Origin of the sequence: Psychrobacter sp. P11G5 (genome assembly GCF_001593305.1) — a bacterium.
Classification (GTDB): domain Bacteria; phylum Pseudomonadota; class Gammaproteobacteria; order Pseudomonadales; family Moraxellaceae; genus Psychrobacter.
Window position 1 is genome coordinate 723,520 of the sequence record NZ_CP012533.1, and the last position, 13,346, is coordinate 736,865.

Below are 13,346 nucleotides of genomic sequence, written 5' to 3' on the forward strand. Positions count from 1 at the left end.
GATAAGAGTGACAATAGTGTAACAAAAATATGGCATCAGCATCTGCCACTTAATTGTGTCAAAATGCACACTAGCAACCGTTACAGGGTTTTATCTATACAATGTAGGGTATGCTTTGTTTGCATGTCAGTGAATGACTCGGGCATAATGTGCACGTCTATCAACAATGTTAAACACCCAATGCATGCGTAGCTTTTAATCTGGTAAATTCACAACAGGATAAAAAGCCCGCATGGTACGTAAGCTATTGCATATCATAATGTTAACGATTTTATAAGGAAGCTCTGCTAATGAGTCAAGCCAACCCATATATTTTGGTGCTCTATTACTCTAACCATGGTACGACTAAGACATTAGCATATGCTATCGCTCAAGGTATTGAAGAGGCTGGCATGACGGCACGTATTCGTACTGTGCCGACAGTTGCACCTGAGACGACAGCAAGTAAACCTGCTATTCCTGATGAAGGCGATCTTTATTGCACGATGGATGACTTAAAAGAATGTATGGGTCTTGCGCTCGGTAGCCCAACGCACTTTGGTAATATGGCCGCGCCCATGAAGTATTTTTGGGATAATACCGTCACTGTTTGGTTGGCTGGCAATCTACAAAACAAACCAGCTTCGGTATTTACGGCGACGGGCTCAATGCACGGCGGTCAAGAAACGACCTTACTTACCATGATGTTGCCATTAATTCATCACGGTATGATGATTATGGGTGTGCCATATGCAGAGCCAGCGTTGAACCGTACTCATCGTGGCGGCACACCTTATGGTGCAAGTCACGTCAGCGGTGCGTTACATGATCAACCTGTCTCTGATGATGAGCGCGAATTGGGTATCGCTCAAGGCCGTCGTCTGGCTATTAGTGCAACCGCATTAGCACAAGCCAACTGGAATCGCTAAGCTGCTCTGGTCTATTGCAGCACAATGCTCTAACTAGGAAATAAACGTATCTGATGGCTACTAACCGCTCCGATGGTAACAATCAGGCTAAAGTACCAGTAAAAAATTCTGGCAAGCCTGCTAAACCTAACAAACCTATTGCGCCTATCCGTCAACGCTTAATGCTTACTTGGCTAGTCTGGTTAATTTATAGATTGTTTGGGCTGCCTATTTTTATCAGTGCTCTTAATCCAAGCAGTCCTGATATTATTGGTGGTATTGCATGGCAAGCATTGTGGCTGGTGCCAGCGTTCATCTTAACGCCATGGGTAATGCGTGGTCGTTCACCCTATGCACTATTGGTAGGTAGTATGTTTACTTTGGTTTATTTAGGTGCGAGTGGCGTAGTGCTATTTACTCGTGCTTACGGAAGCAGCTCAGCTGAGATAGCCGTTTATTTAATCGATTTTATATTACTGCTAACCATCAACGTCTGGTTATTTATTTTGTTGAAACGTCTGCCCTCGATGAACAATGTAGTCAAGCAACCTCGCTAGCTACGCAGCCAGCTTCATATTTCCATATAAATTCAAAGCCATAAAAAAGCGGCACTCTGAATCAGAGTGCCGCTTTTTTTACGAGATGATTTCGACGTCAGTTAAGCTAGACCTCAGTTAAACTATAAGGTAGCTAATATAGCGCTTAATTAACCTTAGTCAATTCTAAGTCCATTTTCTTACCATCGTTAATTTGGCTCACTTTTACTGGTAAGTAATCTAAGCTTGGCGCTAACCAAAAACTGGTAGAGCGACTATTGTCGTCATGGACACGGTCGACACGGACAGTATCAAAAGTGCCTGCTGGTACGGTGATTTTGGTATTGCCAGATTTCTTAAATGGTGTCTTTTCAACCTTGTCTTTTTTTGCCATGTAATAGTTGCCAGAGAATTTACCATTCAATAAATCTTGGCGAATTTGCACCTCTAAGCTCAGATCATCAAAGGCTTGCTGCGCCATATTCATGGTTGTTGTCTTACCTTTATAATTACTAGTGACCTTTTTGCTACTTGGATTAAAATCTAGCTTATGTGTACGGCCGATACCTAGGAGCTTGTAAGTCGTACTGGCCTGAGTTGGGCTAACGTTATTACCATTAATTGTGAACGCGCTATTTTGTGAGGCGCTAGCAACACCGGCCACGCGAGCTTTTACATTGTACTTCCAAGTATCGCCAGATTTGCTCAATATACGATTTGCTGTACCTTTATACTTATCTTCAACCGTAAAGCTATAATCAGCATTTGATGGCTGAACGGTTTTTGCGCTGGCAAGGGTAGGTGCAGTCATACTTAAAGCTCCAATAGCAGCAATACTAGCACCTGTGGTTAAGGCTGCTAAAAACTTAGATTTATTGCGTTTGATGTTAGTAGAATCAGTAGTTGCTAATTTTTTATGTGTTGATAAAAAACTCATGAATATTCCTTAATTAGTATATGCTTAATATGTTGGCTTTTACTTATTGCTATTATTATTTTCTCAAGTCTTATAATGGTTATATATTGTTACATTTTCAAGGGTAGCAATAGTATTTGATGTTTGGCTCTTGTAGCTGATGTTGCCATCAATCTTCAAACTCTCATTACAAGTAACGCTTTGTGAGTAAGGTTACTGGTCAACGCGTGCTAATAACCCATTTACTCTAGGGCGTGTTGAACATTCATAATTTTAGCCAGATATAAGCACAAGCAAGAGCGACCGTATTCTCATAACTCTGTCTTAGCTTATCAAATCTGGTGGCAACCGCTCTATACTGTTTTAGCTTAGCGAAAGCATTTTCTACTAAATGTCGTGCTTTGTACAACTCCCAATCCATATGGTCGTTAGAGGACTTGGTGTTTCGTTTCCGAGGGATATTATTACAAGTTGCTGTTTGTTCAATATACTCTCGTAGTGTGTCAGAGTCATAGCCTTTATCTGCACATACAACGTCTGTCTTGCTCAAATCAACCTTATCTACTAAGTCAGATGCGACTTTAACATCGTGGGTTGTGCCATCTGACAGAATAAAGGTAATCGGATTGCCATGAGCATCGACCGCTAGATGAATTTTAGTGGCACGTCCTGCGACACTCTTACTAATGGCTTGAGCAGCTTCATGACGACCACTACTGTGCTGATGTGCCTTGATATGAGTACCATCTATAAATACCCACTCAAGGTCAGGCTCTCTGATAACTAAAGCAAATAGTCCAATGAGCTTATTACTGCGAAACCAGCGTTGATAAGCCTTGTAGACAGTATTGGGCTTTCCAAAGTAAGCCGGTAAATCGCGCCAAGGACAGCCGGTTCGCATACGATAAAGGATGCCCTCAATGGTCAGTCTCAGATTTCCTTTGTCATAGATATTAAGTTCTAGTAATATAGGTCTTAGTCTTGTCCAGTGTTCATTTTTGAGCATAGTACGAGGCATAGCGAACGAGATCTTTTTTGTGTGAGAACTTAAAGATTACCCGTTCGCTATTTTTTTTGCCAGAAATTTATACTCAATGTTCAACACGCCCTAGTATTATTGTAAATTTTTTTGGTTTACACTTGAAGCTATCTTCCATTGCCCCCACTTTTTGATACAAGCTCAAAGCTTATCTTAGGAATGCCATTTTTATACAGCGCTTCTGATAGATATTGGTATTGAGACTATTAATTCAAATAAACCCTTAAATTCAAATAACCAACTTTTGGAGTCATATCGATGAACATTCGTCCTTTACATGACCGTATCGTCGTCCGCCGCATAGAAGAAGAAACAAAAACTGCTGGCGGTATTTTATTGCCTGGTTCAGCACAAGAAAAGCCATCACAAGGTGAAGTGCTAGCAACTGGTAACGGTCAGATTCGTGACAACGGTGAAACTCGCGCGTTAGATGTAAAAGCTGGCGACAAAGTCTTGTTCGGTCAATATGCTGGTCAAACTGTAAAAGTTGACGGCGAAGAACTACTTATTATGAAAGAATCTGATGTATTAGGTGTGTTAGAAGGCTAGTCCTTTTTGAGTATTTTTGTACTCAGCACATTTTTGACAATTGGTTTTGTCAATACTAGATCGAATCATTCAATTGTATTCTCATACTTATAATAGTGGAGTAATTTAACATGGCAAAAGACGTAAAATTCGGCATAGATGCCCGTAAACAAATGATGGACGGTGTAAACGTTCTAGCAAACGCAGTACGAGTGACATTAGGTCCTAAAGGTCGTAACGTGGTAATCGATAAATCATTCGGCGCGCCTACCATCACCAAAGATGGTGTTTCGGTTGCTAAAGAAATCGAGCTTGAAAACAAGTTTGAAAATATGGGCGCACAATTGGTACGTGAAGTAGCTAGCCGCACAAACGATGTTGCTGGCGATGGTACGACTACTGCAACGGTATTGGCTCAGTCAATCTTGCAAGAAGGCATGAAATCAGTTGCTGCTGGCATGAACCCAATGGATCTGAAACGCGGTATCGATAAAGCCGTTCGTGCTGCTGTTGAGCAAATTCATTTACTATCAACGCCAGCTGACGATTCAAAAGCAATCGCTCAAGTCGGTTCTATCTCTGCCAACTCAGACACCAAAATTGGTGAATTGATTGCCCAAGCGATGGAAAAAGTTGGTAAGCAAGGCGTGATTACCGTTGAAGAAGGTTCAAGCTTTGAAGATACCTTAGAAGTTGTCGAAGGTATGCAGTTTGACCGTGGTTATATCAGCCCATACTTTGCTAATAAGCAAGACAGCTTAACCGCTGAGTTTGAAAACCCATACATCTTGCTTGTTGACAAAAAAATCAGCAACATCCGTGAGATCGTGCCATTACTTGAGCAAGTTATGCAGCAAAGCAAACCGTTGCTAATCATTGCTGAAGACGTAGAAAACGAAGCATTAGCAACTCTAGTTGTGAACAACATGCGTGGCGGCTTAAAAACTTGTGCCGTTAAAGCACCAGGTTTTGGCGATCGTCGTAAAGCAATGCTAGAAGATATCGCAACGCTAACTGGCGGTACGGTTATCTCTGAAGAGATTGGTCTGAGCCTTGAGACTGCTACTCTAGAGCAACTTGGTACTGCTAAGAAAGTTACTGTCGGTAAAGAGAACACTGTCATCGTTGATGGCGCTGGTAACAAAGCAGATATCGAAAATCGTGTTGAGTCTATCAACCGTCAAATCGAAGAGTCTACTTCTGACTACGATAAAGAAAAGCTACAAGAGCGTGTTGCAAAACTGGCAGGCGGCGTAGCAGTTATTAAAGTAGGCGCTGCGACTGAAACTGAAATGAAAGAGAAGAAAGATCGCGTTGATGATGCGCTACATGCCACTCGTGCCGCAGTTGAAGAAGGTGTTGTCCCTGGTGGCGGTGTTGCGCTAGTTCGTGCGCTTAATGCATTGTCTGAGCTACGTGGCGATAACGACGACCAAGACGCGGGTATTAATATCTTACGTCGCGCGATGGAAGCACCACTACGTCAAATCGTTACCAACTCTGGTGAAGAAGCCTCAGTTGTGGTTAACGAAGTGAAGAGCGGTAGCGGCAACTATGGTTACAACGCGGCGACTGGCGAGTATGGCGATATGCTTGATATGGGTATTCTTGACCCAGCTAAAGTTGCTCGTTCAGCACTAGAAAATGCAGCATCTGTTGCAGGCCTCATGCTAACGACCGAAGTCATGATTACTGATTTACCGCAAGGTGATGATGGTATGGCTGGCATGGGTGCTGGCGGTGGAATGGGCGGTATGGGTGGAATGGGCGGCATGATGTAACTTATGCCTCGACTAAATTTGTACGACGTTGTTAACCTCGTTCGATGTACTATAAGTACAATCTTCACTTGGTTGCCTAGTCGTACTGCTTTAGTCAAACCATAAAATGCTTTTCATTAGAGTTGAATATATTTTTTCAAAGCGTTTGAACTACCGAAAGCTCTGCTATCGTTAAGATAGCAGGGCTTTTTTAATGAAGGTCTTTAGTCCAGATTTTTCCAAATAAAACCCCGATAGGCTGAGCTTATCGGGGTTTTTCTATGCAAGTTTAGTATATCTTAGCTAATAATTACGAGTCCGCTTCATTTCTTCTAAACACCCACGTCTTATCATCAGACAGCTCATCGACATAATAATATCCCGCTAAGTCAAACTTCTTTAACTCCTCAGCCTTGGTCAATTTATTGTTAGCAGCATATTTCACCATCAATCCACGGGCTTTTTTGGCGTAAAAGCTAATTACCTTATATTGACCGTTTTTTTCATCTTCAAATCGTGGCGTGATGATTTCAGCATTCAACGCTTTCTTTTTTACAGATTTAAAATATTCATTAGAAGCCAAATTAATTAATACCTTGTCATCGCTATCAGCCATACGGGCATTGATAACGTCAGTCACTTCCTCACCCCAAAACTCATATAAGTTATCACCGCGCTCATTTTTCAGCTTAGTGCCCATCTCTAAGCGATACGGCTGAATCAAATCAAGTGGTTTCAGCACACCATAAAGACCTGACAAAATGCCTAGATGTTCATTAACGTAAATGGCCGTTTCCTTATCCATGTTATACATATCAAGCCCAGTATAGACGTCACCATCGAATAAATAACCAGCAGGTTTGGCTGCGTTACCAGAAGCAGCATCAGTAAATGGCTGATCTTTGCTCCAACACCATTGTTGATTGCGTTCAGTATTCAGTTGGGCCAAATCGTCAGAAATGCTCATCATCTCTTGCAAATCAATCGGTTCTTTCGACTTCAATATTTTCATTAATGCTTGTGAGTGTTCGATAAGCTCAGGCTGACTGTAATAATTGCCTAGGTTTACGGGAACATCATCTTTTTCATTCAAAGACTTGGCAGGGGAGAGTACAAAATACATAGTCATTCCTTGTGATTTATGAGGTCGAAAAAAATAAAAATTTCAAATATAGCAATAAAGATTATATAAATGGTATAAATACATAACTTTTTATTTACTTATGGGTCATCATTAGACAATGAAAGTTAGCAAACGATGTCTCTATAATAAAAACACATGATGGAAAACAGTTAGTCATTTATTATATTGATAATATTGGTTCAGCTCTCTAATGTAAGCGTTGACCAAAATTTTCGCCCTATGCATCTCATCATTTAAATAATCTGTGCATAGGTCAGTAATGTATTCAGAGTAAGGAGACGGTATGAAAATCGGTGTTATCAGTGCAGATATCGCACAAGAAAGCCGCGTAGCGCTAACCCCAGATGCAGTCAAAAAGCTGCGTAAGCTTGGGTTTGAAGTCGTTATCCAGTCAGGTGCAGGTCAAGCAGCTTATTATGCTGATGAGTTGTATCAGGCTGCTGGTGCCGATATTGCAAATAGTAGCGCTGAGGTAGTCAACCAGTCTCAGATTATTACCACGGTCAATGACTTACCTGCTACAACTACTGACAGCTTAAAATCTGGTCAGATTGTCATTGGTATGCTCGATCCTTATCGCAATACGCAGCTGGATACTTATGCTGCCAAAGGGGCAACGGCATTTGCCATGGAGCTGTTACCACGTACCTTATCACGTGCACAGAATATGGATGTCTTGTCATCACAAGCCAACCTTGCCGGTTATAAAGCCGTACTACTGGCGGCCAATGAGTATTCCCGTCCTTTCCCAATGTTTATGACCTCAGCTGGGACAGTCAAGCCCGCCAAAGTTGTCGTCTTAGGCGTAGGGGTCGCAGGTTTGCAAGCCATTGCTACTGCCAAGCGCTTAGGTGCAGTCGTTGAAGCCAGTGACTTACGTCCTGCAGCTAAAGAGCAAGTCGAATCCTTAGGCGGTAAATGGCTTGATGTACCGATGAGTGCAGACGAAGCGCAAAAAGCTAAAGCAACTGGTGGCTATGCGTGGACACCCTCAGAGCAGTATATCAAAGACCAAGCAGCTGTGGTGGACAAAGCCTTAAGCAATGCCGATATCGTCATTACCACTGCGCAAATTCCGGGTCGTCAAGCACCGCGCTTGGTACATCAAGCGACCCTTGCGAAGATGAAGGCAGGCTCAGTGCTGATTGATATGGCTGCTGGAACGGGCGGTAACGTAGAAGGTAGTGTGCCAGATGAAACCATTACCACTGCCAATGGCGTGCGTATCGTCGGTGCGGCCAACATTCCATCGATGCTAGCGGCGCAGTCTTCAGATTTATATGCCAATAACCTTGTCAATTTTATCACGACCTTAATTGCTCCTGAAGAAACCGCGGAAGCGACAGACAATGCTACATCAAACAAGCTGGCACTGAACTTAGATATGGAAGATGAGATTCAGGGCGCACTGGCAGTGACGCATGAGAGTCAGGTACGTCTTGCTAAACGCTAGTTTTGACTGCCTATCACTACACACTTTGTCATCATACATTTGCCAGTAATGAATAAAATTTTAGGAGGATAAGATGATTGCCACTGTTTTAGCTGCGGCGCCAGCCGGTGCGGCCATGAGTAGCACACCATTTGTAGCGATTTTCACTGTATTTGTACTCGCTATTTTTGTTGGATATTACGTCGTTTGGGGCGTTACGCCTGCATTACACACACCATTAATGGCCGTAACCAACGCCTTATCAAGTATTGTCATCGTCGGTGCGATGCTACAGACGGTCACGATTGATGGCTCGATATTTACACCAACCAGTTTGCTTGGTGCATTTGCGGTATTTTTAGCCAGTATTAATATTTTCGGTGGTTTTGCCGTGACTGAGCGTATGCTCGCGATGTTTAAACCAAAACCGAAAAAAGCGCCAGTGGTAACGACTGAAAATGGAGGCGATGCATGAGCGATTTAACAAATATGATTTCTGCGAATGCTGACTGGTTCTATCTAATCGGTGCCATTCTTTTCGTTTTAACCCTTCGAGGTTTATCTAGCCCAAAGACCGCTATTCGCGGTAACCGCTTTGGTATGGTTGCGATGGCAATTGCAGTAGCAACGACATTCTTCTTAGCAGAAGGCCCGGTGCTGTGGTTGATTATTGGTGCGATGATATTGGGTGCACTTGTCGGCATGTGGAAGGCAAAAACGGTTGCGATGACCCAAATGCCAGAAACGGTCGCTTTAATGCACTCATTCGTTGGTTTGGCAGCGGTAGCGATTGCGTTGGCAACGGTACTGCATACTGAACAACAGCATGGTACGGTTGCTCGTGTCGAATTATTCATCGGTTGTTTCATCGGTGCGATTACTTTTTCTGCCTCGGTCTTTGCTTTTGGTAAATTGGCGGCAAAGAGTTGGGCGAAGACCTTGGTTGGCGGCTGGGTTAAACCTGTCCAAGCGCTATTGTTCATTGCGATGATTGGTTTCGGTGGGGTGTATTTCGTTACTGATTCATTACCCGCTTTTTATGCGATGGCAGTGATTGCAGTCATCTTTGGTTGGATGTGGATTGCCCCAATCGGTGGCGGTGATATGCCAGTAGTTGTATCACTATTGAACTCATTCTCAGGTTGGGCAGCAGCAGGCATTGGTTTTACGCTTGGCAACTCGATGCTCATTATCGCAGGTTCGCTAGTTGGTTCATCAGGTGCGATCTTGTCTTACATCATGTGTAAAGCCATGAACCGCTCACTGCTTAATGTGCTATTTGGTGGTATGGGTACGGCAGCAGTGGCGGCAGGTGGTGATGATGGCGCGCCAAAGAACTACAAAGCGGGTTCAGCAGAAGATGCTGGCTTCTTGATGGCCAACGCAAGTAGTGTCGTTATTGTACCGGGTTATGGTATGGCGCAAGGCCGTGCACAGAATGCGGTCAAAGAGTTATATGAGCTATTAAAAGAAGAGGGCGTGAATGTTCGCTTTGCTATTCATCCAGTGGCAGGTCGTATGCCAGGACACATGAACGTGCTATTGGCTGAAGCTGATGTGCCTTATGATGATATCCTTGAAATGGATGAGATTAACTCAGACTTTGCTAGTACGGACGTGGTCTTAGTCATCGGTGCCAACGACGTTGTAAACCCATCTGCGAAAGATGATCCATCGTCGCCAATTTTCGGTATGCCTATCCTAGAAGTCACCAAAGCCCAAACGATTATGGTTATCAAGCGTTCGATGAGTACCGGTTACGCTGGCCTCGACAACAGCTTGTTCTATATGGATAAAACCATGATGATCTTTGGTGATGCGAAGAAGATGGTAGAAGAGATGGTACGTAGTATTAACGGCGCAGGTCATTAATCTCTAAAATCGGTTTTTAAATATAATTTTTAAATATAAGTTTGCAAATAAAAAAGTCACTGAGGTGACTTTTTTTGCGTTAGAGTAAGCTGCCTTTATCTTCCCATTATAATAATTGACTTCAAATAAAAGAGATAGGCGTATCACAAGATGCTACTGGTATAAATTTTTCTGGCTTGCTGTGCCTATGCCGACAGAGGCTGCAAAAAATTCATTCCAGTAGCATTGTATCTTTTTTGAATGGTATTAACGGTATATCCTATTGCATAACCGCTAATGATAAATAATATTAAATAAGAGAATGCTTTATGAACATGTTGATACGTTTTTTTATTATGGCCAGTTTGCTAAAACAGCAACTCAAAAAGCAGTCAGTCAGCGAGCGTCTTAGTGTGGAGACATTGACCGCCCCAACTGTCCGTCATTATCGAATATTACCGCATGACATGGGCTTTCGGGATCATCTGCCTAATTATCGCTATTTATCTTTTATTGAGCTCAATGTTACCCGCTGGCTAATGGCATGCTGTCATCAAAAAGGTATCCAGCCTTTAAACTGGGTTATCGCCATGCAAGAGATGATTTACCTCAAAGAGATTAAGTTTTTAGATAAGATGACGGTAAATAGTGTGTTGGCAGGTTGGGATAAAAAATACGTTTATTTTGAAACGCGATTTTTTGTAAAAAGCCAACTAATGGGGGTTGGTATGACCAAATTTGTCTTGATGGATAAAAAGGTTAAGTGCACGCCAGATATATTGGATATGACAGGCGAGGAGCTGACCGATGTCATTGACTCGTGGAATAAGCATCAAGTCGCTGTTAAGTCTGCTAAGTCGACTAAAACAATAGAGACAGCATAACGAACTTGGCTATAATCATCTGGCGAAGTTTGGTAGGATAGGGGCTATTAAATCGACAATCAAGTTGATAAGATTTTTTCCTAAAATTATAAAAGTTAAGGAGCCATCATGACCCCGCAAAAATTAAAATGGACAGACAGCTTAGATATCGCTATTGAGCTTTATGAAAAATTCCCAGAAACTGATCCGCAGTACATACGCTTTACTGATTTGCATCGATGGGTGACCGAGCTTGAAGGCTTTGATGATGACCCGCAGCGTTCAAATGAAGGCATCTTGGAAGCCATTCAGATGAACTGGATTGATGAAGCCGACTAGTTCGACTCTCCTAACTTAAGTAAAATCTCAAATATAAAATTGAATAAATAAACAGGATAGGAAGCACATGACTTCACAAATCAAAGAGCTATCCGAAGTGATAGTTTGTAAAGGTATCAGTGTTCATACCACTAATAACGCAGAAATCAGCCATGACACGGCTAAATTGGGTCGATTATGGCAAAAATTTTATCAGAACCATGTGGAGCATCTCTCTGAAGGTGAGGATATTTATGGTGTTTATCATAACTATGAGAGCGATGATTTAGTAGGCGCTTTTGATGTAGTAGCGAGCTGGAAGGTAAAAAGCGAGCCAGTAGAAGGGCAGGATAGTGACGAAGACAGTAATGAAGACAGCAACGTTCTTAGTGCTGCAAACATCCTTAGCGCTGCTCATTCTAGCGATGTCGTAACAGCCACTATTCCTGCTGGTAAATATATGGTGTTTACCGAAGAAGGTAGAATGCCTAATACGGTGATGAATGCTTGGGAGAAGGCTTGGACATATTTCAATGACCCAAGCTCTGAGCATACACGCACTTATAATGTCGATTTTGAGCATTATATTGGTGGTAATTTAGAGTATGGACAAGTAGATCTATATATTGGTATTGAGTAGAGCTATTAGTTCGATAAGCCAGCAAAGTATAGCTATCACTCAAAAATTAGTGTCGAAAAACATGATGATACATGGGTTAACACTGTAGGTTAGTGAGCAAATTAAGTTGCTTTCGACCAAGAATTAATAATAAAAAAGCGCCAAATCTAAATGAGATGGCGCTTTTTTGCTTTTATCACTTATGACTAATCTAGCAATAAATTCTCCAAAATCCCTTCATATATCTGTGCCAATTTACCTAAATCATCCACTTCTACTTTTTCATCAACCTGATGAATCGTGGCATTACGCACACCCAGCTCAACGACTTGCGCACCTGTTGGCGCGATAAAGCGTCCATCTGATGTACCGCCAGAGGTTGATAAGATAGTGTCGATATCAGTAACTGATTTAATCGCTCGCTGGCATGCCGAGACCAATTTGCCTTCTGGCGTTAAAAACGGCTGACCAGATAATTTCCAATGAATGTCATAACTGGCTTTGCTACTAGCGAAATGCTTGTCAAAGATATCATGGGTTTTTGCTTTTAGTTCTTCTTCATTCGTTTCCGTTGAAAAGCGGAAGTTAAAGATAACTTCAAGCGTCTCAGGAATGACGTTAGTGGCGCCTGTGCCACTATTAATATTTGAAATTTGTAGAGAAGTCGCAGGGAAGTAATCGTTACCAGCATCCCATGTCGCAGCCGTTAATTCAGCCAATGCTGATGTTGCCGCATGAATAGGATTAGACGCGAGGTGCGGATAGGCGACGTGACCTTGCTTGCCAGTGACGGTGAGTACCGCACCCAACGAGCCACGGCGACCATTTTTGATAATATCGCCAAGGGTATCGGTACTTGATGGCTCGCCGACTAAGCAATACGTAATTTTTTCGTTACGTGCTTCTAAGGCTTCAATAACTTTAACCGTGCCATTAATAGACGGACCTTCTTCATCTGAGGTGATTAAGAAGGCGATAGAACCATTATGCTCAGGATGGTTAGCGACGAAACGCTCGGCTGCGATAGTAAAGGCGGCAATCCCCGTTTTCATGTCAGCAGCACCGCGAGCCCATAGATAGCCATCAGCGATGGTTGGGGTAAATGGCGGATAGGTCCAATTATTGACATCACCTGTTGGCACGACATCGGTATGACCAGCAAAACAAATAACTGGATCAGCTGTGCCACGGCGCGCCCAGAGGTTTTTGACTTCCGCGTGCTCGCCAGTCTTATCTCTATCGCCAAAATACATAAACTCGCAATCAAAGCCAGCTTGTGATAATCGTTTTGACAATATATCTTGGCAGCCGTCATCATCTGGCGTGACCGAAGGGCGCTCAAGAAGTGCAATGCTTAAGTTCAATGTTGCTTGTTGATGGCTTTCTTGTTGATGCGTCATGTTTTGATTATGAGAGTCAGACATTGATAAACCTTTTATTCTCTAGTTGAATT

The 13,346-nt window shown here is 42.6% G+C and carries 14 protein-coding genes; 10 read left to right on the forward strand and 4 right to left on the reverse strand.

Annotated features, from left to right (window positions below; all coding sequences use genetic code 11):
• Positions 1-290 precede the first annotated feature (290 nt).
• Positions 291-908, forward strand: coding sequence for an NAD(P)H:quinone oxidoreductase (gene wrbA, locus AK825_RS03135; protein WP_068034667.1), 618 nt, complete (start codon positions 291-293; stop codon positions 906-908).
• A 53-nt stretch (positions 909-961) separates the two neighbouring features.
• Positions 962-1,444 (forward strand): hypothetical protein, encoded by a 483-nt coding sequence (locus AK825_RS03140; protein WP_068034668.1) that lies wholly within the window; start codon positions 962-964, stop codon positions 1,442-1,444.
• 145 nt (positions 1,445-1,589) lie between these two features.
• On the opposite strand, the gene AK825_RS03145 is transcribed toward AK825_RS03140, so the two are convergent.
• Together AK825_RS03145 and AK825_RS03150 are read right to left on the reverse strand one after the other, a co-directional pair.
• The gene (locus tag AK825_RS03145) at positions 1,590-2,360 is read right to left on the reverse strand and encodes a DUF3108 domain-containing protein (protein ID WP_068034670.1); all 771 of its coding nucleotides are present in this window, start codon (positions 2,358-2,360) and stop codon (positions 1,590-1,592) included.
• 244 nt (positions 2,361-2,604) lie between these two features.
• Positions 2,605-3,357, reverse strand: coding sequence for an IS5 family transposase (locus tag AK825_RS03150; RefSeq protein ID WP_068034672.1), 753 nt, complete (start codon positions 3,355-3,357; stop codon positions 2,605-2,607).
• Positions 3,358-3,636: 279 nt separating this feature from the next.
• Here AK825_RS03150 and AK825_RS03155 point away from each other — a divergent pair, with 279 nt between their 5' ends.
• Together AK825_RS03155 and groL are read left to right on the forward strand one after the other, a co-directional pair.
• A complete protein-coding gene (locus AK825_RS03155; RefSeq protein ID WP_010196840.1) occupies positions 3,637-3,927 on the forward strand; it encodes a co-chaperone GroES in 291 nt (96 codons plus the stop codon).
• 110 nt (positions 3,928-4,037) lie between these two features.
• On the forward strand, positions 4,038-5,687 hold the full coding sequence (gene groL / locus AK825_RS03160) for a chaperonin GroEL (protein ID WP_068034675.1): 1,650 nt from the start codon (positions 4,038-4,040) through the stop codon (positions 5,685-5,687).
• Between the two features lie 289 nt (positions 5,688-5,976).
• Here groL and yaaA read toward each other — a convergent pair whose 3' ends face one another.
• Positions 5,977-6,789 (reverse strand): peroxide stress protein YaaA, encoded by an 813-nt coding sequence (yaaA, locus tag AK825_RS03165; protein ID WP_068034678.1) that lies wholly within the window; start codon positions 6,787-6,789, stop codon positions 5,977-5,979.
• A 304-nt stretch (positions 6,790-7,093) separates the two neighbouring features.
• Between yaaA and AK825_RS03170 the strand changes: the two genes are divergently transcribed.
• The 6 genes from AK825_RS03170 (at position 7,094) to AK825_RS03195 (ending at position 11,914) form a co-directional block, all read left to right on the forward strand.
• Positions 7,094-8,263 carry an NAD(P)(+) transhydrogenase (Re/Si-specific) subunit alpha gene (locus AK825_RS03170; protein WP_068034679.1) on the forward strand — a complete coding sequence of 390 codons (1,170 nt, stop codon included), beginning with the start codon at positions 7,094-7,096 and terminating at the stop codon, positions 8,261-8,263.
• 115 nt (positions 8,264-8,378) lie between these two features.
• Positions 8,379-8,717: a proton-translocating transhydrogenase family protein gene (locus AK825_RS03175; RefSeq protein WP_203226508.1), complete on the forward strand. Its 339-nt coding sequence runs from the start codon at positions 8,379-8,381 to the stop codon at positions 8,715-8,717.
• Positions 8,718-8,731: 14 nt separating this feature from the next.
• The gene (locus AK825_RS03180; protein WP_203226509.1) at positions 8,732-10,114 is read left to right on the forward strand and encodes an NAD(P)(+) transhydrogenase (Re/Si-specific) subunit beta; all 1,383 of its coding nucleotides are present in this window, start codon (positions 8,732-8,734) and stop codon (positions 10,112-10,114) included.
• Between the two features lie 308 nt (positions 10,115-10,422).
• On the forward strand, positions 10,423-10,977 hold the full coding sequence (locus AK825_RS03185) for an acyl-CoA thioesterase (RefSeq protein ID WP_068034685.1): 555 nt from the start codon (positions 10,423-10,425) through the stop codon (positions 10,975-10,977).
• A gap of 108 nt (positions 10,978-11,085) precedes the next feature.
• Positions 11,086-11,295 carry a Fe-S cluster assembly protein IscX gene (gene iscX, locus AK825_RS03190; protein ID WP_011279849.1) on the forward strand — a complete coding sequence of 70 codons (210 nt, stop codon included), beginning with the start codon at positions 11,086-11,088 and terminating at the stop codon, positions 11,293-11,295.
• Between the two features lie 67 nt (positions 11,296-11,362).
• Positions 11,363-11,914 carry a GyrI-like domain-containing protein gene (locus AK825_RS03195; RefSeq protein WP_068034686.1) on the forward strand — a complete coding sequence of 184 codons (552 nt, stop codon included), beginning with the start codon at positions 11,363-11,365 and terminating at the stop codon, positions 11,912-11,914.
• A 185-nt stretch (positions 11,915-12,099) separates the two neighbouring features.
• On the opposite strand, the gene dapE is transcribed toward AK825_RS03195, so the two are convergent.
• Positions 12,100-13,317, reverse strand: coding sequence for a succinyl-diaminopimelate desuccinylase (gene dapE / locus AK825_RS03200; RefSeq protein ID WP_149038745.1), 1,218 nt, complete (start codon positions 13,315-13,317; stop codon positions 12,100-12,102).
• Positions 13,318-13,346: the final 29 nt, after the last annotated feature.